18 protein-coding genes are annotated in these 18,308 nt (G+C 72.2%); 4 read left to right on the forward strand and 14 right to left on the reverse strand.

Features of this window, described 5'->3' with window-relative positions:
- Nucleotides 1-4 precede the first annotated feature (4 nt).
- The 4 genes from ABD709_RS03840 to ABD709_RS03855 form a co-directional block, all read right to left on the reverse strand.
- Nucleotides 5-706, reverse strand: coding sequence for a GNAT family N-acetyltransferase (locus tag ABD709_RS03840; RefSeq protein ID WP_344772478.1), 702 nt, complete (start codon nt 704-706; stop codon nt 5-7).
- Nucleotides 703-1,119, reverse strand: coding sequence for a VOC family protein (locus ABD709_RS03845; RefSeq protein ID WP_344772479.1), 417 nt, complete (start codon nt 1,117-1,119; stop codon nt 703-705). The genes ABD709_RS03840 and ABD709_RS03845 overlap by 4 nt, the downstream gene beginning before the upstream one ends.
- A 71-nt stretch (nt 1,120-1,190) precedes the next feature.
- Nucleotides 1,191-1,673: a hypothetical protein gene (locus ABD709_RS03850; protein WP_344772480.1), complete on the reverse strand. Its 483-nt coding sequence runs from the start codon at nt 1,671-1,673 to the stop codon at nt 1,191-1,193.
- A gap of 127 nt (nt 1,674-1,800) precedes the next feature.
- The gene (locus ABD709_RS03855) at nt 1,801-2,364 is read right to left on the reverse strand and encodes a pyridoxamine 5'-phosphate oxidase family protein (RefSeq protein ID WP_344772481.1); all 564 of its coding nucleotides are present in this window, start codon (nt 2,362-2,364) and stop codon (nt 1,801-1,803) included.
- 104 nt (nt 2,365-2,468) lie between these two features.
- Between ABD709_RS03855 and ABD709_RS03860 the strand changes: the two genes are divergently transcribed.
- The gene (locus ABD709_RS03860) at nt 2,469-4,163 is read left to right on the forward strand and encodes an APC family permease (protein WP_344772482.1); all 1,695 of its coding nucleotides are present in this window, start codon (nt 2,469-2,471) and stop codon (nt 4,161-4,163) included.
- Nucleotides 4,164-4,190: 27 nt separating this feature from the next.
- Here the strand turns inward: ABD709_RS03860 and ilvD are convergent, their stop codons facing one another.
- From ilvD to ABD709_RS03880, 4 genes are read right to left on the reverse strand one after another with little or no spacing between them, the layout of a single operon-like run.
- Nucleotides 4,191-5,873, reverse strand: coding sequence for a dihydroxy-acid dehydratase (ilvD, locus tag ABD709_RS03865; protein ID WP_344772483.1), 1,683 nt, complete (start codon nt 5,871-5,873; stop codon nt 4,191-4,193).
- Nucleotides 5,870-7,135: an MFS transporter gene (locus tag ABD709_RS03870; RefSeq protein ID WP_344772484.1), complete on the reverse strand. Its 1,266-nt coding sequence runs from the start codon at nt 7,133-7,135 to the stop codon at nt 5,870-5,872. Before ABD709_RS03870 ends, ilvD begins: the two co-directional genes overlap by 4 nt.
- The gene (locus ABD709_RS03875) at nt 7,132-7,704 is read right to left on the reverse strand and encodes a helix-turn-helix domain-containing protein (RefSeq protein WP_344772485.1); all 573 of its coding nucleotides are present in this window, start codon (nt 7,702-7,704) and stop codon (nt 7,132-7,134) included. The genes ABD709_RS03870 and ABD709_RS03875 overlap by 4 nt, the downstream gene beginning before the upstream one ends.
- Nucleotides 7,705-7,759: 55 nt before the next feature.
- On the reverse strand, nt 7,760-8,842 hold the full coding sequence (locus ABD709_RS03880) for a beta propeller repeat protein (protein WP_344772486.1): 1,083 nt from the start codon (nt 8,840-8,842) through the stop codon (nt 7,760-7,762).
- Between the two features lie 50 nt (nt 8,843-8,892).
- Here ABD709_RS03880 and ABD709_RS03885 point away from each other — a divergent pair, with 50 nt between their 5' ends.
- Nucleotides 8,893-9,765, forward strand: coding sequence for an EamA family transporter (locus ABD709_RS03885; protein WP_344772487.1), 873 nt, complete (start codon nt 8,893-8,895; stop codon nt 9,763-9,765).
- On the opposite strand, the gene ABD709_RS03890 is transcribed toward ABD709_RS03885, so the two are convergent.
- Both ABD709_RS03890 and ABD709_RS03895 read right to left on the reverse strand, forming a co-directional pair.
- Complete coding sequence (locus tag ABD709_RS03890; protein ID WP_344772488.1) at nt 9,766-10,395, reverse strand: MBL fold metallo-hydrolase; 630 nt, start codon at nt 10,393-10,395, stop codon at nt 9,766-9,768.
- Nucleotides 10,395-11,495, reverse strand: coding sequence for an S-(hydroxymethyl)mycothiol dehydrogenase (locus tag ABD709_RS03895; RefSeq protein WP_344772490.1), 1,101 nt, complete (start codon nt 11,493-11,495; stop codon nt 10,395-10,397). Before ABD709_RS03895 ends, ABD709_RS03890 begins: the two co-directional genes overlap by 1 nt.
- Before the next feature lie 107 nt (nt 11,496-11,602).
- Between ABD709_RS03895 and ABD709_RS03900 the strand changes: the two genes are divergently transcribed.
- Nucleotides 11,603-12,559: an alpha/beta fold hydrolase gene (locus tag ABD709_RS03900; protein WP_344772492.1), complete on the forward strand. Its 957-nt coding sequence runs from the start codon at nt 11,603-11,605 to the stop codon at nt 12,557-12,559.
- A gap of 22 nt (nt 12,560-12,581) precedes the next feature.
- Nucleotides 12,582-13,745, forward strand: a complete 1,164-nt coding sequence (locus ABD709_RS03905; RefSeq protein ID WP_344772494.1) for a PQQ-dependent sugar dehydrogenase — start codon at nt 12,582-12,584, stop codon at nt 13,743-13,745.
- A gap of 76 nt (nt 13,746-13,821) precedes the next feature.
- On the opposite strand, the gene ABD709_RS03910 is transcribed toward ABD709_RS03905, so the two are convergent.
- Genes ABD709_RS03910 through ABD709_RS03925 form a run of 4 tightly spaced genes read right to left on the reverse strand, consistent with a single transcriptional unit; the run spans nt 13,822 to nt 18,307 of the window.
- A complete protein-coding gene (locus ABD709_RS03910) occupies nt 13,822-14,634 on the reverse strand; it encodes an ECF transporter S component (RefSeq protein WP_344772496.1) in 813 nt (270 codons plus the stop codon).
- Nucleotides 14,631-16,268 carry an ABC transporter ATP-binding protein gene (locus ABD709_RS03915; protein ID WP_425575040.1) on the reverse strand — a complete coding sequence of 546 codons (1,638 nt, stop codon included), beginning with the start codon at nt 16,266-16,268 and terminating at the stop codon, nt 14,631-14,633. Before ABD709_RS03915 ends, ABD709_RS03910 begins: the two co-directional genes overlap by 4 nt.
- 14 nt (nt 16,269-16,282) lie before the next feature.
- Complete coding sequence (locus ABD709_RS03920) at nt 16,283-17,365, reverse strand: energy-coupling factor transporter transmembrane component T family protein (protein ID WP_344773027.1); 1,083 nt, start codon at nt 17,363-17,365, stop codon at nt 16,283-16,285.
- Between the two features lie 27 nt (nt 17,366-17,392).
- Nucleotides 17,393-18,307: a hypothetical protein gene (locus ABD709_RS03925; RefSeq protein ID WP_344772498.1), complete on the reverse strand. Its 915-nt coding sequence runs from the start codon at nt 18,305-18,307 to the stop codon at nt 17,393-17,395.
- Nucleotide 18,308: the final 1 nt, after the last annotated feature.

Here is an 18,308-nt window from a genome sequence, read left to right on the forward strand (position 1 = left end):
AACGTCAGGAGGCCGTGAGGTCGCTCAGCGCGGTCCGTTGCCGGCCGTCGGCGTCGAAGTTCGCCGGCTCGAGCCACGTCTCGTGCGCCGCCCTGACCTCGGGCCACTCGGCGTCGGTGACCGAGAACCAGTCGGTGTCGCGGTTGCGTCCCTTGACCACCATGTGGTTGCGGAACCGACCCTCGTAGCGGAAGCCGAGCCGTGCGGCGGCGCGGCGGGACGGCTCGTTCAGGCTGTCGCACTTCCACTCGAACCGGCGGTAGCCGAGGTCGTCGAACGCGTGCCGCATCAGCAGGTGGATCGCCTCGGTCGCCGAGCGCGAGCGCTGCATCGCTCGCCCGAGCAGCACCCCGGCGGCCTCGACCTGGCCGTGGGCCGGCGTGATCCGGGCGTACGACGTGATGCCGCTGGCCCTCCCGGCACGCTCACCCTCGAGCGGCAGGAAGGCGAACGTCAGCAGCTCGGGGTCCTCGACGAGTCCCGCGAGGTGCATCCACAGCGTCGCCAGGTCGGTGGGTCGCTCGACGGGGCGATAGGTCCAGAGGTCGTCGTCGCCGGGTCCGCAGGTCGCGGCGAGCAGGTCGGAGTAGTGCGCCGAGGACAGCGGGACCACGCGCACGTAGCGGCCCTCGAGGACGGTCGGCTCGGGCCGGTCCCGTGGCGCCCAGCCGGGCACCTCGGCGCCCACTGGACCGGTGGCGCTCACGGCAGGACGGTCGCGCCGAGGGGCGTCGGGTTGTGGGCGATCTCCCAGCGGTAGCCGTCGGGATCACCGAAGTAGCCGGTGTAACCGCCCCAGTCGCGCTGCTCGGCGGCGTGCACGACGGCGGCCCCGGCCGTCCGGGCCGTGTCGAGGACGGCGTCGACCTCGCCCGGCGTCGCGACGTTGTGGGCGAGCGTGAAGGGAGCGATGCCGGGCCCGGTCATCGTCGGCCCGACCTCCGCCTCGAAGTGCGCGCGGTCCCAGAGGGACAGCAGCAGGTGCTCCCCGGCCCTGATCATCAGCACCTCACCCGGCACGTCGAGCTCGGCGGTCCAGCCGAGGCCGTCCAGGTAGAACCGCCGCGACGCCTCGAGATCGGCGACCGCGAGCGTCACGAAGCTGATCCGCTGCTCCATGGGGCCAGCGTGCCAGAGGTACGACGTGCGTGCGGCACGCACCCGGAGGCGCGTGCCGCACGACCGAGGTGTCAGAAGCTGTTCGTGCAGACCGCGTTGCCGAAGATCTGGCCGGAACCGGTCTCGGTGGACACGGCAGTGCACAGCTCGTAGCCGTCGAGCCGCGGAACGGTGACGGTGTCACTCGTCTGCAGGATCGTCGGCTTGTTCGCGTGCACGCTCTTGGAGGCGAGCACGTTGCCCCCGGCGTCGCGGAGCAGGCAGATGACGCCGACCTCCTTGTTGCCGAAGCTGTTCAGGAAGCCCTTCGGAGAGGCCGAGGCGGAGAGCTTGCCGGTGGCGGTGCCGCCCTGCACGTTCACGGAGCTGACCTTGAACACGCAGGTGGCGTTGGACCGCGTGTCGTCGGTCTTGGTGATGATGTTGAAGTTCTTGTCGATGGGGTTGCCGCTGGTGGCCGATGCGGGCGCGGACCCGAGGGTGAATCCGAGCATCAACGCGCCGACCGCGACCATCATGACCGGGCGGGCCGCACGGACCACGCGGTGCTTCATCAGATGCATCTGGGAGTTGCCTTCCTGCCGAGAGCTGGCGATGGACACTCCCTCCCCTGGGAGGCACGTTAGGGCCAGCGGCGAACCGGCCCGGAGATTGTTGAAACTTTTAGCGGGATCTGAACGCTCACTCGGCGGGCGGGTCGTAGTCGAAGGCCGGCAGCCCGTCGAGGCTCACCTGGTTCCGGTTGCGGCGGTACTCCGCGGACCCCTCCTCGCCCCGGCGCGCGAACGCCGGACCCAGCAGGTCGCGCTCGCCGACGTACTCCATGAGCGGCACGCCGTAGCCGCAGGTGTCGGAGATCCGCTCGACGTCCACGACGACGACGGCACGAGCGCCGGGCAGCTCGTCGAAGCGCGCGGCCAGCTCGGCGTACTCCGCGTCGTAGCGCGTCACGACGCGGCCGGTGCCGTGGAAGCGGACGATGTCGGGCGGGCCGTCGAAGGCGCAGAACATCACGGTGACGCGGCCGTTCTCCCGCAGGTGCGCGATCGTCTCGCTGCCGCTGCCCGTGCCGTCGAGCCACGCGAAGGTGTGCGCGTCGAGCACCGCGAACGTGCCGGGCACGCCGCGCGGCGACAGGTTGACGTGCCCGTCCGCCGCCAGCGGCGCGGTCGCGACGAAGAAGACGTGCTGCCGCTCGACGAACGCGCGCAGGCGGCCCTCGATGCTCTCGTGGACCTTCCCCATGGGGACGATCGTCGCACGCCTCGGCGTCTGAGCACGCCGACCGGTTGTGGACGCGAACCGCGGGTACTCACTCGCTGTTCATCGCCGATCTTCGGGAGATTGCCATGACCACGACCGTCCAGGACCGCAGCTCAGCCGGCGGCGGCTCCACCGATCAACCGAACCTCCGCCGCCACGTCGGCATCATCGGGCTGCTCTTCGCCAGCGTCGGGTCGATCATCGGGTCGGGCTGGCTGTTCGGAGCGCTCAACGCCTCGACGCAGGCGGGTCCCGCCGCGATCATCTCGTGGGCCCTCGGCGGCGTCATGATCCTGCTGATCGCCCTGGTGTACGCCGAGCTCGGCACCATGTTCCCGCTGTCCGGCGGGGTGGTGCGCTACCCGCACATGTCGTTCGGTTCCTTCGCGAGCTACACCAGCGGCTGGATCACGTGGGTGGCGGTGGCGACGACCGCGCCGATCGAGGTCGAGGGCGCGCTGCAGTACGCCACGAAGTACGCCCCGTTCACCACCGAGCACTGCCTGTCCGCCTGCAACAGCGACGCGCCGGTGGTGGTGCACTCGCTGACCGCGCTCGGCTATGCCGTGGCGACCGTGCTGATGGCGGTGTTCGTGGTCGTCAACTACTTCGGCATCCGCTGGTTCGCCCGGCTGAACAACGCGCTCGTGTGGTGGAAGCTGGCGATCATCACGCTCGTCATCTTCGCGTTCCTGTTCTCGGCCTTCCACGGCTCGAACTTCAGCTCCGAGGGCTTCGCGCCCAAGGGCGTCCACGGCATCTTCAGCGCGATCGCGACCGGCGGCATCGTGTTCAGCTTCCTCGGCTTCCGGCAGGGCATCGAGCTGGCCGGCGAGACCGACAACCCGCGCCGCAACGTCCCGATCGCGGTGGTCGGGTCGGTGCTCATCACCGGCGTGATCTACGTGGCCCTGCAGGTGGCCTTCATCGGCGCGCTCGACCCGGGTCTGCTCGACAAGGGCTGGGCGAACCTCTCCTTCACCAACGACTTCGGCCCCCTGGCGGCGGTCGCGACGCTGCTGGGCATGGGCTGGCTCGCCACCCTGCTCTACATCGACGCGGTGGTCTCGCCCGGCGACACCGGCCTGATCTACACGACCATCACCTCACGCATCTCCTATGCGATGGCTCGCAACGGCAATGCTCCGAAGGCGCTGGCCAGCACGACCAGCCGCGGGGTGCCGATGATCAGCCTGGTCGTGACCTTCTTCGTCGGGCTGATCGTGTTCCTCCCGTTCCCGAGCTGGCAGCAGCTGGTCGGGTTCATCACCTCCGCGACGGTGATGTCCTTCGCGTCCGGCCCGCTGGTGCTGGCAGCCATGCGGAAGCAGCAGCCCGACCGCGAACGGCCGTTCCGGCTGCCCGGCGGCCACGTGATCCCGGTGCTCGCGTTCTGGTCGTCGAACATGATCGTGTACTGGTCCGGCTGGGACATCGTGTGGAAGCTGATGCTGGCCGTGCTGCTCGGCTTCGTCCTGCTCGGCGTGTTCAGCCTGATGGGCCAGGTGCACCTGCCCGACCTCGAGCTGCCGTCGGGCGCCGCCTGGCTGCTGCCGTGGCTCGGCGGGGTCACGCTGGTCTCGTGGCTCGGCAAGTATCCCGAGCCCGCGGCCGGCAACCTCGCGAAGCTCAACTTCGAGTCGTCGGCGGCAGCGATGCTCGTCCTGTCGGTCGTCGTCTACCTGCTCGCCTACAAGTTCCGGCTCAGCTCGGAGCAGGCGGCCCGTCACATCGAGGACTCCGAGGAGGAGGCCCGGGTCAGCGACGAGCAGCTCGACTAGACCGACGGCGCGCGGCGCCGTACCGGCTCAGCCGGTGACGGCGCCGTGCGCGGCCGACTGCACGATCTTGGCGTACTTGCCGAGCACGCCGCGGGTGTACTTCGCCGGCAGCGGCGACCAGCCGTCCTTGCGCTTCTCGAGCTCGGCCGGGTCGACGTCGAGCTCGAGGGTCCGGTTGAGCACGTCGAGCACGATCGGATCGCCGTCCTCGACGAACGCGATCGGCCCCGCGTCGACCGCCTCGGGCGCGATGTGCCCGACGCAGAGGCCCGTGGTGCCGCCCGAGAAGCGTCCGTCGGTCACCAGCAGTACGTCCTTGCCGAGCCCGGCGCCCTTGATCGCGCCGGTGATGGCGAGCATCTCGCGCATGCCCGGGCCGCCCTTGGGACCCTCGTAGCGGATGACCACGACGTCCTTCGGCTGGATCTTCCCCTCCGACAGGGCGTCGAGCGCCGCCCGCTCGCCGTCGAACACGCGGGCGGTGCCGCGGAAGACCGTCTCGTCGAAGCCGGCGCTCTTGACCACGGCACCCTCGGGAGCGAGCGAGCCCTTGAGGATGGTGATGCCGCCGGTCTTGTGGATCGGCCGGTCCAGGCTGCGGATCACGTCGTCGTCGATGCTCGGCGGAGCGAGCTCCTCGAGGTTTTCCGCGAGCGTCTTGCCGGTCACCGTCAGGCAGTCGCCGTGCATCAGGCCCGCGTCGAGCAGCGCCTTCATGACCACGGGGATGCCGCCGATCTTGTCGACGTCGTTCATCACGTAGCGGCCGAACGGCTTGAGGTCGCCGAGGTGCGGGACCTTGTCGCCGACGCGGTTGAAGTCGTCGAGGGTCAGGTCGACGTCCGCCTCGCGGGCGATCGCCAGCAGGTGGAGCACGGCGTTGGTCGACCCACCGAGCGCCATGACGACGGTGATCGCGTTCTCGAACGCCTCCTTGGTCATGATCTGCCGGGCGGTGATGCCCTGCCGGATCAGGTTGACCACGGCCTCGCCGGACCGGTGCGCGAAGCCGTCGCGCCGGCGGTCCACGGCCGGCGGGGCGGCGCTGCCCGGCAGCGACATGCCGAGCGCCTCGCCGACGGAGGCCATCGTGTTGGCGGTGTACATGCCGCCGCAGGCGCCCTCCCCCGGGCAGATCGCCCGCTCGATCCGGTCGACCTCCTCGCGGGTCATCTTGCCGGCCAGGCAGGCACCGACCGCCTCGAACGCGTCGATGATCGTCACGTCCTTGCCGTCCACGTTGCCCGGCATGATCGAGCCGGCGTAGAGGAAGACGCTCGCGAGGTCGAGCCGCGCGGCGGCCATCAGCATCCCCGGCAGCGACTTGTCACAGCCGGCGAGCAGGACCGAACCATCGAGCCGCTCGGCGTTCATGACCACCTCGACGGAGTCGGCGATCACCTCGCGGCTCACCAGCGAGAAGTGCATCCCCTCGTGACCCATGGAGATGCCGTCGGAGACCGAGATGGTGCCGAACTCCAGCGGGTAGCCGCCGCCGGCGTGCACGCCGTTCTTCACGGCCTTGGCGAGCCGGTCGAGCGAGAGGTTGCAGGGCGTGATCTCGTTCCAGCTGGACGCGACGCCGATCTGCGACTTGGCGAAGTCCTCGTCACCCATGCCTACCGCGCGGAGCATCCCGCGGGCGGCGGTCTTCTCCAGACCGTCCGTCACGTCGCGCGAGCGGGGCTTGATGTCGGGTGCTTCGGTCATGCCTGCAGGTTAGTCGGCCGCGGTACGGCGTCCGCCGCCGAGACCGTTCCGTGGATCGGTTCGGCCGAGCGCCGCCACGCGGCCCCGATGTGCGCCCGGAGCGCCACCGCGATGTGGAGCGCGCCGAGAGCGGTGACGACCGCGACGATCGTGAAGATCAGCCGGTAGTCGAGCACGAGCACGAGCAGCGAGCCGACCGCGAGGGAGATCGCCTGAGGGGTCGCCATCACGACCTCGGCCGCCGTGGACACCCTGCCCATGATCTGCTGCGGGGTCCGGCGCTGCAGGAGGGTGAGGTAGCCGATGACGATCAGCGGCAGCCCGGCACCGCTGAGGGTCGCGAAGACCAGCACCATGGTCATCGTCGGCGCGGCCGCCGCCCCGCCGACCGCCGCCGCGAACAGCAGCAGCCCCGCGACGATGCCCGCGACCTCGCCCACCCGGTGGAGGAGACGCGACGCCAGCAGCCCGGAGACGATCGCGCCGACCCCCATCGCCGCGACGAACACGCCCGCATAGGTCGCCGGCCGGTGGAACGCGTCGAGCAGGGCGTAGATCGACGACTCCACGAACCCGATGACCAGCAGCGACGCGCCGACGCCGACCAGGGTGTGGCCGAGCACCCGGTCGTCGACCAGGTGCCGGACGCCGGCGCCGATCTGCCGCAGGACCGGCTCGTCGGAGCGCTCGGGCACGACCTCGTCGAGCCGGAGCGACCCGATGGCGACGGCGGCGACCACGAACGACAGTGCGTCGACGAGAGCGACGGACCAGCCGCCCAGGCCCGCGAACAGAGCCGCCCCGAGCAGCGGCCCGAACAGCCGGTAGGACTCCTTGGTCGTCTGCAGCGCGGCGTTGGCGTCGACGAGCAGCTCGTCGGGCACCAGTTCCTTGAGCAGCCCGTTGAGGGCCGCCGGCAGCGCGACGAAGCTGACGCCGTAGCCGAACGCGACCGCCCACACGATCCACACATCGCCGTCGTCGTGCACCAGCAGGAGCGGGAGCACCACCAGGGCGGACGCGAGGTTGCCCCAGACCAGCAGCGGCCGGCGGCGCACCCGGTCGACGAGGACGCCGAGCAGCGGCGCGGCCAGCGAGGGGACGACCAGGAAGAGGAAGGTGAGCCCGGCGAGGGCGTTGGACCCGGTCAGCGTCTTCACCCAGATGCTCAGGACGAGCAGCATCATGGAGTCGCCGAGCATCGAGGCCGCGAGGCCGCCGTACAGTCGGCCGAAGCCCGCCTGACCGAAGACCCGCCTCACGACGACGCCTCGCCGAACGACACGGGCACGCCCCAGGCCACGAACTCGCACAGCCGCGACCCCTCCGGTCGCTTGGCGGGGTCGGTGACGCGGTCGAGGTCGCGAACCAGGATGGCGCGGATCTCGCGGTTGCGCGCGGCGAGCTCCTCGTCGGTCAGCCAGGTCGCGGACTCGCTCGCCTCCATCGCGTCCCGCCACTCGGGAGGCTCCTCGGACGCTCGCGCGCGTGCCCGGTGCAGTCGGTCCAGCTGCCGGTCGAGCATCATCTCGGCCAGCCCGAGGGACACCTGCTCGGCCGCGGGGTTCGGGCTCGCGTCCGAGTCCCAGCTGAGGCCGATCTCGGTCACCCGCCAGGGGCGGCGCCGGCCGCGACCGTCGCCGGTCTCCTCGACGAACGCGAGCTCGGCGAGCTTGCGCAGGTGCCAGCTGCAGTTGGCCGGCGACTCGCCCAGCCGGGCGGCGAGCTCGGTCGCGGTCAGCGGACCCTCGACGGAGAGCAGCTCGATGATCCCGATCCGGACCGGGTGGGCGAGGGCGGCGAGCTCGCGGGGGTCGGTGAGACGGCGCATGTATGGAAAGTACTCTTTCGAAAGACTCCTTTCAATACCCTGCGCCGCCGGCAGGTCAGAAGGTGCCGACCTTCACCGACATCACGTCCGGCAGGTCCTCGACCAGCTTGCGCCAGGTCACGCCCTCGTCGGCCGAGCCCCACACGGCGCCGTTGCGGGCGCCGAGGTAGAGGCCGGCGGGATCGTGGTCGTCGGCGCACATCGCGTCGCGCATCACCGCGACGTAGAACTCGTCCGGCAGCCCGTCGCCGTACGCCGTCCACGACTCGCCGGCGTCGTCGGAGCGCCAGACCCGCGCCTTGCCCTCGGGCGGGAACCGCCCGTCGCCGCCCGCGAGCGGGAAGACGTAGATCGTGTCGGGCCGGTGCGGGTGCACCACGATCGGGAAGCCGAAGTCGCTGGGCAGGCCGGCGCCGATGTCGGTCCAGGAACGGCCCTCGTCGTCGGAGCGGTAGACGCCGCCGTGGTTCTGCACGTAGAGCCGCTCGGGGCGGTTCGCGTGCCGGGTGACCTTGTGGACGCACTGCCCGAACTCGGGGAACTGCTGGCCCTCCGGCATGAACCGCGCCGCGATCCCCTTGCTGCGCGGGTTCCACGAGGCACCGCCGTCGGTCGTCTGGTAGACGCCGCCCGTCGAGATCGCCGCGGTGACCGACCGGGGGTCCGTGGGGTGCGGGAGGATCGTGTGGAAGGCCTGGCCGCCGAAGCCCGCGCCCCACTCGGGCCGCTGGGGGTGGTTCCAGAGGCCCTCCTCGAGCGCGAACGTCTCTCCGTTGTCCACCGACTTCCAGATCGCGCCCGGCTCGGTGCCGGCCCAGACCACGCCGGGCTCGGCTCCCGTCACCAGCTGCCAGACCCGCTCGACGGCCGCGTCGGACCCTTCGGGGAAGCGCACGCCGCCGCCCGGCGTCTCCTGCCAGGTCTCGCCGAAGTCGTCGGACCACCGGACCTGCGGGCCGAGCCAGCTCGAGGACGCGCCGGCGAAGATCCGCGGGGTGCTCCCGCGGGTGTCGACGAGGCCGGAGTAGACCTCCTCCATGTTGTGGTGCGGGCCGGTGAAGGTCCACTCCTCACGGTGGTCGTCCGACCGACCGATCCATTGGCCCTTCCGGGTTCCGACCAGCAGCACGGTGCCCATCTCTCCGCCTCTCTGCGCAGGGTCCAGGTGTTGATTCCTAGAGTGACCGAGTGACACCCGCGAAGTCATCGGTCCACCCGAGGGAAATCGGGCTGGTGCTGATCGGGATCCTCTCGGTGCAGTTCGGCGCCGGCATCGCCAAGACCCTCTTCGACGACATCCCGCCGACGGGGATCGTCTGGCTGCGGCTCGCGTCGAGCACGCTGGTGCTCCTGCTGTGGAGCCGGCCGCGGCTGCGCGGGCGCGACCGGGCGGCGTGGCTGACCGTGCTCGGGTTCGGCCTGTCGCTCGGCACGATGAACTGGGCGATCTACCAGGCGTTCTCGCGGATCCCGATCGGGATCGCGGTGACCGTGGAGTTCGTCGGCCCGATGACGATCGCGGCGTTCGGCTTCCGGCGGCCGCGCGACCTCGCGTGGGTCGGGCTCGCGGCGGTCGGTGTCGCGCTGCTCGGGGCCGAGCGGACCGGCTTCGACGCGGCCGGCTTCGCGTTCGCCGTGCTCGCCGGCGGGTCGTGGGCGGCGTACATCCTGCTGAGCGCGCGTACGGGACGCCGGTGGGAGGGTCTCGACGGCCTCGCCGTCGCCAGCCTGGTCGCCACCCTGCTCCTCACCCCGACGCTGGCCGTGGTCGGCGACGACGGCGTGTTCGGTGCACACGCGATCGCGGTCGGTGCGGCGGTCGGCCTGCTCAGCTCGGTCGTGCCCTACAGCTGCGAGCTGGTCGCCCTGCGGCGGCTCGAGCCGGCGACCTTCGGCGTGCTGATGAGCCTGGAGCCGGCGGCCGCGGCACTGGCCGGCCTGGTCGTGGTCGGCGAGACCCTCGGTGCCCTGCAGTGGGCGGCGATCGGGTGCGTGATCGTCGCGAGCATCGGCGCGACCCGCGTCACGTCCTCGCCGATCGCGGAGCCGGTGCCCGACTGATCAGCGCCCCAGCGCCGCAGCCTCCGCGCCGATCGTCGTGTCGGCGCCGTGACCGGTGTGCACGACCGTGTCGTCGGGGAGCCCGAAGAGCCGCGCACGGATCGAGGCCTCCAGCGTGGGCAGGTCGCTGAACGAGCGGCCGGTCGCGCCGGGACCGCCCTGGAAGAGCGTGTCGCCGGTGAACACGCAGCCGAGGTCCGGAGCATGCAGGCACACCGCACCGGGCGCGTGGCCCGGCGTGTGCAGGACCGTGAGGGTGGTGCCGGCCACCTCGAGCACCTGCCCGTCGGCCAGGTCGAGGTCCCACAGCCAGGCGTCCACGTCGTCCGGGCCGCCGTGGGTCAGCTCCCACAGCGGGCGGTCGTCGGGGTGCAGCAGGACCGGCGCACCGGTCCGGGTCCGCAGCTCCGGGGCGACGCGGACGTGGTCGTCGTGGGCGTGGGTGCAGACGATCGCACGCACCCGGCGGTCGCCGACGACGGCCATGATCGCGTCGACCGAGTGCGGAGCGTCGATCACGAGGCACTCGGTGTCGTCGCCGACCACCCAGATGTTGTTCTCGACGTCGAAGGTCTCCCCGTCCAGGGAGAAGGTGCCGCTCGCCGTGCCGTGGTCGACCCGCGCCGGCATTAGAAGACCACGACCGAGCGCAGCACGTTGCCGTGGTGCATGCGGTCGAACGCCGCCTCGACGTCACCGAGGCCGATCTCCTCGGTGACGAACGCGTCGAGGTCGAGCCGGCCCTGCCGGTAGAGGTCCACCAGGACGGGGAAGTCGCGGCTCGGCAGGCAGTCGCCGTACCAGCTGGACTTGAGCGCGCCACCCCGTCCGAAGACGTCGATGAGCGGGATGTCCGGCACCTTCATGTCCGGGGTGGGCACCCCGACGAGCACCAGCACGCCGGCCAGGTCGCGCGCGTAGAACGCCTGGCGCCAGGTCTCGGGCCGGCCGACGGCCTCGACCACCACGTCGGCGCCCTCGGCCCCCTCGAACCGCTCCGCGCAGATCCGCCGGATCTCCTCGACGGGGTCGGCGGCAGACGAGTCGACGGTGTGGGTCGCGCCCATCCGCTTCGCGGCCTCGAGCTTCTGCGCGTCGATGTCCACGGCGATGATCGGGCTCGCGCCCGCCAGCGCGGCGCCGGCCACGGCGGCGACGCCGACCCCGCCGCAGCCGATGACGGCCACGGACCGGCCGCGGGTGACGGCGCCGGTGTTGATCGCCGCGCCGAGCCCGGCCATCACGCCGCAGCCGAGCAGGCCGACCGCCGCCGGCCGTGCGCCCGGGTCGACCTTGGTGCACTGTCCGGCGGCGACCAGGGTCTTCTCCGCGAACGCGCCGATGCCGAGGGCGGGCGAGAGCTCCGTCCCGTCGGTCAACGTCATCCGCTGGGTCGCGTTGTGGGTGTTGAAGCAGTAGTGCAGGTCGCCGCGCTTGCAGGCCCGGCACTCCCCGCACACGGCGCGCCAGTTGAGCACCACGAAGTCGCCCGGCGCGACACCCGTGACGTCGGGACCGACCGACTCCACGATCCCGGAGGCCTCGTGGCCCAGCAGGAACGGGAAGTCGTCTTTGATGCCGCCCTCGCGGTAGTGCAGGTCGGTGTGGCAGACGCCGCAGGCGAGGACCTTCACGACCGCCTCGCCCGGGCCCGGGTCCGGCACGTTGATCGTCGTCAGCTCGACGGGCGCTCCCTTGGAGCGCGCGATGACCGCCGTGACCTGCTGCATGGGACCTCCCGGGCCTCGTGTGTCGCCGGTCACCCAACGTAGTGGGGCACGCAACGCACGTGGCCCACCTCACCGCGGGAACCGAGCCCCTCGGGCACACTTGGCGCATGGTCACGCCGGCACAGCACCCTGAGACGTCGGGCTACGACGTCGTCGGGCAGGTCGCGTTCCGCGACATCCTCTCCGACGACGGCACCTACGTCCGCGCGTGGACGAACGACCCCGAGGGCGTGATCGACGGGCCGACCGTCGTGCTGTGCAACGGCCTCGGCACCAACGCCTGGATGTGGCCGGCGCTGCTCGAGCCCGACTGCGGCGTACGGGTGATCTCGTGGAACCACCGCGGCGTCGGGGGCTCCGAGCGCCCGCGGGACAAGCGGCACGTCGAGATCGAGCACTTCGTCGAGGACGGCCTGTCGGTCATGGACCACTTCGGCGTCGACCGCGCGGTCCTGATGGGCTGGTCGATGGGCGTGAACACGATGTTCGAGCTCGCGGTCCGCAACCCGGAGCGGGTCAAGGGCCTGTTCGCGGTCGCCGGCGTGCCCGGCGACACGTTCCGGACGATGCTGGCGCCGTTCCGCCTTCCCCACCCGGTCGCGCGCCTGCTCACGATCACCGGTTGCCGGGCCGCGAAGCTGGCCGGCTGGGCGATCACGCCGGTGACGACCCGGCTGCCCATCGGCCCGAAAGTGGTCGCGGTGCTGACCCACAGCGGGTTCATGTTCCCGGTGCCCGACCCGGAGGCCGTCGCCGTCGGGATCAAGGAGTTCCTGACCACGCCCGTGGAGTGGTACGCCCACCTCGCGCTCGGCACGTCGAAGCACGCGCGGGTGTCGCTGAGCGGGATCGACATCCCGGTCCGCTTCGTCGCGGCGACGTACGACGTCCTCGCCGGCGCGCGCGACATGGCCACCGCCGCCGAACGCCTCGCGTCGGCGGAGTACTTCGAGCTGCGCGGCTCGCACTTCATCCAGCTCGAGCAGCCGGACCTGGTGCACGAGCTGCTGCTGGAGTTCGTCGAGCAGGTCGATCTGATCGAGTCGCTCGAGGACGCGGAGTAGTTCAGGCGTTAACGTCAGCGACGTGCTGCATCGCGCGTTGCCCGCCCTCCTCGTCACCGTCGCCCTGACCGCGACCGCCTGCTCGCAGGGAGGGAACGAGAGCGTCGTCGAGATCACCGGCAGCGCGTCCGCCGCCGGCGAGTCCGCAACACCCTCCGAGAGCTCGTCGAGCAGCCCGTCCGGGACCGGGACGACCGCCGCGGTCTCCCCCACGCCACAGGTGGTGGCAACGGCCGCGACCGGCCTGGACGTGCCCTGGGGCCTCGACTTCCTGCCCGACGGGCGCGCGATCGTGACCGAGCGCGACACCGCCAAGGTGCTGCTGGTCAGCCCGCCCGTCGACGGCCAGCCGGGTGACGTCGTGGAGGCCGGCACCGTCCCGAAGGTCGTGCCCACCGCGGAGGCCGGCCTGCTCGGCGTGGCGGTCTCCCCGCACTTCGCCAAGGACCGCACCGTGTTCTTCTACACGTGCACCGCGAAGGAGAACCAGGTCGTCAAGGCGACGCTGAGGAACGACGAGCTGGGAAAGGTCGAGCCGGTGCTCACCGGGATCCCCAACGGCGAGATCCACGACGGCGGCCGGATCGCGTTCGGTCCGGACGGCGACCTCTACGTCACCACCGGCGAGACCGGCGACGAGAAGCTCGCCCGCGATCGCGACAACTATGCCGGGAAGATCCTGCGGATCACCCCCGAGGGCAAGAAGGTCGCCGGCAACCCGTTCGACACCGTCGTCTACTCCTGGGGCCACCGCAACATGGAGGGCATCGCCTGGGACGACAGCGGCAACCTCTGGGCCTCGGAGTTCGGCAAGGACACCGCCGACGAGCTGAACCTGATCCAGCCCGGCCTCGACTACGGCTGGCCGGTCGTCGAGGGGATGAGCCACCAGCGCGGGTACACGAACCCGCAGCTGACCTGGCCGCCCGACGACGCCTCGCCGTCCGGCCTCGCCTTCGACGGCGGCTACCTCTGGATGGCCGCCCTGCAGGGCGAGCGGCTCTACCGGATCACCGTGCAGGGCAAGAAGGCCACCGACCCCGAGGGCTTCTTCGAGGGCGACTACGGCCGGATCCGCACGGTCGTCACCGCACCCGACGGCAACCTCTGGATGACGACGAGCAACACCGACGGCCGCGGCGACCCCGGCCCGGACGACGACCAGATCCTGGTCGTGGAGCCGTAGCCCTGCAGGTTTCCCAAGGGATGCAGCGACATCTGCACTTCCCCGTGGTTGTGCACCATGGGAGGCGCGAGCTTCGCTACATCCCTTGGGAAACCTGCAGCACCCGCGCCCGCCGCGCCGCGCGCCGCAGCGTGGTGAGGACGGCGGGGCCGAGCAGGGCGATGGCGAGGGCGTTGGTGATCGCCCTGCCGGTGTCCCAGCCGCCGGTCGAGGTGAGCAGCGTGTAGAGGACGAACCGGTGCAGGTTCTCCAGGAGCGGGGCGCCGGCGACGTAGGACAGCTGGGTCGCGTCCTGGCCGGGGACCTCGACGCCGAGCAGGAACGGCCAGCCCCAGAGGTTCATGAGCAGGCCGTAGAGGTAGGCCGACAGGACGCCGTACGCCGCCAGCATCGCGATCTCCGACCGACCCCGGGCCCTGCGGGGCAGCAGCCCGGCGCCGAGGCCGACCCAGCCGGCCACGAGCATCTGGAACGGCAGCCACGGGCCGACGCCCGCGGTCAGCAGCGCCGAGGCGAACAGGGACGTGCAGCCGAGCACGAAGCCGAAGCCCGCGCCGAAGACCCGGCCGCCCAGGATCAGCAGGAAGAAGACCAGCTCGATCCCGCTCGTCCCGGCGCTCACGCCACGCAGCACCGCGTTGATCGCACTGAGCACGCCGAGGATGGCGAGCACCCGGGCGTCCATCCCGCCCTCGCTCAGCTCGGCGAGGACGACGGCGAGGACCACCGGGAGCAGGCCGAGGAAGAGGAACGGCGGGTCGACCCGGTCGCTGCCGGCCGCGAGCACGAGCGGCCACCCGAGCATGAGCAGCCCGATCGCCGACGCGATCGCGAGCACCAGCGTGGACCGGAGCCGGACCGGCACGGCGCCGCGCACGACCTCGCTCATCGCGCGGCCGCCAGCGCGGGAGCGACCTCGGCGACCGTCAGCCAGCCCGGGCCGAGCACCTTGCTGACCTGCGGCGCGAAGGCGGGCGACTCTGCGACCACCTCGCGGACCGGGCCGTCGGAGACGACCTCGCCCTCGGCGAGCACGACCACCCGGTCGGCCACGTAGGCCGCGAACTCCACGTCGTGGGTCGCGACCAGCACCGCCCGCGGAGCGGCGGGGTCCTCGGCCAGGTCGCGGAGGATGCCGGCCAGCGCGTGCTTGGCGGCGTAGTCCAGGCCTCGGGTGGGCTCGTCGAGCAGCAGCACCGGCGGCTTCGCCGTGAGCACGACCGCGAGCGCGAGGGCGAGCCGCTGGCCCTCCGAGAGGTCGCGCGGGTGCGTCGCCGGGGCGATCCCCGGCGCGATCCGGCCCAGCAGGGCGGCGCAGCTCCCGGCCGGGGCGTCGGCGCCGGCATCGGACGCCGCACACTCCTCCGCGACGGTCTCCAGGTAGAGCAGGTCGGCCGGCGTCTGCGGCACCAGGCCGGAGCGGGCCCGTCGCAGCTCGGGCCTGAGCGCGTGCGGGTCGTCGCCCGCCACCAGCAGCGTGCCGCGCTCGGCGCCGTACCTGCCCTGCAGGGTCCACAGCAGCGTCGACTTCCCCGCTCCGTTGCGCCCCATCAGGGCCGTCACCGTTCCCGCGCGCAGCTCGAGGTCGACCTCCCGCAGCGCCGCCCGCCGCCCCCGCATCACCACCAGCTTCCGGGCCTGGACGACTGGCCGATCGTCGCGCACCTCCCGGACGGCATCCCGGTCCGTCGTGTCGAGGAGTCGTTCGGTGGGTGCGCCGGGGAGGGGCAGCTCGCGGGCCCGGCGGCGGGCGTCGCGGACGGTCAGCGGGAGGGGCCGCCAGCCGGCGAGGCGGCCGAGCTCGACGATGGGCGGGGCGATGGGCGAGTCGAGGAGCACGTCACCCGGCGCGCCGACGCGGGCGTGGCCGGCGCCGTCGAGCAGGCACATCCGGTCGGCGAACGGCACGACGCGCTCGAGCCGGTGCTCCGCGAGGAGCACACTGACGTCGAGGTCGTGCACCAGCCGGGTGATCGTGGCGAGAACGTCCTCGGCGGCGGTCGGGTCGAGAGCGGACGTCGGTTCGTCCAGGACGAGCAGTCGCGGGTGGGTCGTGAGGACCGAGCCGATGGCGACCCGCTGCTGCTGTCCGCCGGACAGCGTGCGCAGGTCGCGCTGGCGCAGGTCGGCGATGCCGAGCAGGTCGAGGGTCTCCTCGACCCGGCGGCGCATCGTCGTCGGCGGCAGCCCGAGCTGCTCCATCCCGAACGCGAGCTCCTCCTCGACGGTGTCGGTGACGAACCAGGCGGGCGGGTTCTGGCCGACGTAGCCGATCACGTGCGCGCGGTCGCGAGCAGGTACGTCGAGCACGCTCGCACCGTCCAGCAGCACCTCGCCCGACAGGGTCCCCCCGCTGAACGCCGGCACGAGGCCGGCCACGACCCCGAGCAGCGTCGACTTGCCCGAACCGGTCGGGCCCGCGAGCAGCATCAGCTCGCCCTGGTCGACCGCCAGGTCGACGCCGTCCAGCACCCGCGGCCCGGCGTCGTCGTACCCGAACCGGATCGAGCGCAGCTCCAGCAGCCCCGTCAGCCCCGTCACGCCGGCACCAGCTCCCTGCGCGCGACGGTCAGCGGCGGCGGGGCGGCCCAGACCGGGAGCACGCCGCACAGCACCGAGGCCAGGGCGAGCAGGCTGAGCCCGGGCGTGCCCTCGACGCCGGGGTGGGCGACGAGCGGCTCCCAGTGCTGCACGGCCCAGAGGCCGACGCCGACGAGCACGCCGGACGCCACGACGACCCCCTCGGGCAGGCGCCAGCGGTCCGCTCGGTAGCGGGTACGGCGAACCCGCCGGCCCGCCAGCACGAAGCCGGCGACCGCGAGCACGCAGCCGAGGGCGAGCATCGGCCCGCCCAGCACCCGCGGCGCGGAGTGGTCGAGGAACGCGTAGACGCCGACGCAGAGGCCGAGCAGGCCCGCGACCATCAGCGCGCCCGTGCTGCGCCGCTGCGCCGGCGTGATCGAGCCCGCCCTGCCGTAGCCGCGCGCGTCCATGCCGGCGGCGAGCGCGAGCGACCGCTCCAACGCGTCCTCCAGGATCGGGACGAGCAGCCGCCGCAGGCCGCGCACCCGACCGTGGGTGCCGCCGCGCAGCTGCTGCGCGGCCCGCACCCGGCGAGCGCTGTCCGCGAGCTGCGGCAGCACCGTGATGGCGACGACCATCGCCGTACCGATCTCGTAGAGCGCCGGAGGCAGCGACTTCATCAGCCGCTTGGGGTTGGCGAGCGCGTTGGCCGCGCCGACGGCGATCAGCAGCGCCGCGAGCCGCAGCCCCTCGTAGACGGCGGCGAGCAGCTCCTCGCGGCTGAACGACCCGAGCAGCGAGATGCCCGCCGCCCAGTCCGGGAGCGGGATCTCGGGCAGCGTGAACAGCACGTGGCCCGCGTCGTTCCCGCCGAGCAGGAGCCGGAACAGCACCCTCACCACGATGACGAACGCGCCGAGCCACAGGTACAGCCGGAAGGACCGCGCCCACGGCTGGTCCGACCGGCAGGCGACCACGCACACCGAGGCCACCGCGACGAGCAGCAGCAGGAGCAGCGGGTTCGTCGTGCTGGACGCGCCGGCGGCGAGGCCGATCGCCCAGCACCACCACGCGACCGGGTGCAGGTCGCGCGCCATCCTCACCGCGGCCACCTCACCGGGGCATCATCCCGCCCGCCGGCGCAGGACCGGTACGGCGACCGCGGCTCCCAGCACCACGACGGCGATGCCCACGCCCAGCCAGACGGGGAAGGAGGAGCCGTCGTCCTCTCCGGAGACGTCGGCCGGCGGTCCGGCGGTGATGTCGCCGGCCGCGGGGGTCGCAGAGCCGTCGGCCGACGCGCTGGGCGTCGGCTCCGTGCCCGGGTGCCGGTGGTGCTTCGTCCTCGCCGGACCGTCGTGGTGACGGTGGTGCTTCTTCATGCGCGAGTGCGACGAGGCGGTCGGGCTCGACGACGGCGAGACCGCCGACGAGCCGGTCGTGCTCGGCGACGCGGGGCTGGTCGGCGAGCTGCCGTGGTGGCGGCCGCCGGACCCACCGGCGCCACCGCCGCCCGTCGGGCTCGGTGTCGACGTGTCGTGCGCGCTCGGGACGACATCCGGCGGGGACGCGCTGCCGGAGCCCTGGTGCCAGGCCAGCGCGACGTAGCCGCCGTCCGGGACGGTCAGGCTGCCGACACCGTCGGAGGAGTAGACCCACTTCTCGGACTTGCCGTCCGACCACCAAAGGCTCCAGTACGCGGTCGCCGGCGGCGTCCGGACGCAAGGATCCTCGGCCGGCTCGCCCGAGACACGGCAGACGAAGCCCGAACCCTCCTGGGCGTAGGTCAGCGGGTAGCCGACGTCGGGGAACAGCTGCGACGCAGCCTTGCCGCCTCCGCCGAGGTCGCACGCGGCCGTCACGCCGCCGCCGAGCTCGTTGAAGTCGACGATCGCGGTGACGCCGTCCGAGCCGCTGCAGGCCCCAGCCCTTGCGGCGGCCTGCGGCACGGCATCCGCGGTGCCCGCCGGAGCGCCCAGGACGCCGACGGCAGCGACGAGCACCGTCGCCGCCACCGGTCCGAGAATCCTGCGCAGCATC

It is taken from the genome of Nocardioides panacisoli (assembly GCF_039537325.1).
GTDB lineage: Bacteria > Actinomycetota > Actinomycetes > Propionibacteriales > Nocardioidaceae > Nocardioides > Nocardioides panacisoli.

Excerpts from the sequence above, each read along its gene's own strand:
- ABD709_RS03845 (WP_344772479.1), bottom strand. The coding sequence starts at position 1,119 with ATGGAGCAGCGGATCAGCTTCGTGACGCTCGCGGTCGCCGATCTCGAG.
- ABD709_RS03850 (WP_344772480.1), bottom strand. The coding sequence starts at position 1,673 with ATGAAGCACCGCGTGGTCCGTGCGGCCCGCCCGGTCATGATGGTCGCG.
- ABD709_RS03855 (WP_344772481.1), bottom strand. The coding sequence starts at position 2,364 with ATGGGGAAGGTCCACGAGAGCATCGAGGGCCGCCTGCGCGCGTTCGTC.
- ABD709_RS03860 (WP_344772482.1), top strand. The coding sequence starts at position 2,469 with ATGACCACGACCGTCCAGGACCGCAGCTCAGCCGGCGGCGGCTCCACC.
- ilvD (WP_344772483.1), bottom strand. The coding sequence starts at position 5,873 with ATGACCGAAGCACCCGACATCAAGCCCCGCTCGCGCGACGTGACGGAC.
- ABD709_RS03875 (WP_344772485.1), bottom strand. The coding sequence starts at position 7,704 with ATGCGCCGTCTCACCGACCCCCGCGAGCTCGCCGCCCTCGCCCACCCG.
- ABD709_RS03880 (WP_344772486.1), bottom strand. The coding sequence starts at position 8,842 with ATGGGCACCGTGCTGCTGGTCGGAACCCGGAAGGGCCAATGGATCGGT.
- ABD709_RS03890 (WP_344772488.1), bottom strand. The coding sequence starts at position 10,395 with ATGCCGGCGCGGGTCGACCACGGCACGGCGAGCGGCACCTTCTCCCTG.
- ABD709_RS03895 (WP_344772490.1), bottom strand. The coding sequence starts at position 11,495 with ATGCAGCAGGTCACGGCGGTCATCGCGCGCTCCAAGGGAGCGCCCGTC.
- ABD709_RS03900 (WP_344772492.1), top strand. The coding sequence starts at position 11,603 with ATGGTCACGCCGGCACAGCACCCTGAGACGTCGGGCTACGACGTCGTC.
- ABD709_RS03910 (WP_344772496.1), bottom strand. The coding sequence starts at position 14,634 with ATGAGCGAGGTCGTGCGCGGCGCCGTGCCGGTCCGGCTCCGGTCCACG.
- ABD709_RS03920 (WP_344773027.1), bottom strand. The coding sequence starts at position 17,365 with ATGGCGCGCGACCTGCACCCGGTCGCGTGGTGGTGCTGGGCGATCGGC.
- ABD709_RS03925 (WP_344772498.1), bottom strand. The coding sequence starts at position 18,307 with ATGCTGCGCAGGATTCTCGGACCGGTGGCGGCGACGGTGCTCGTCGCT.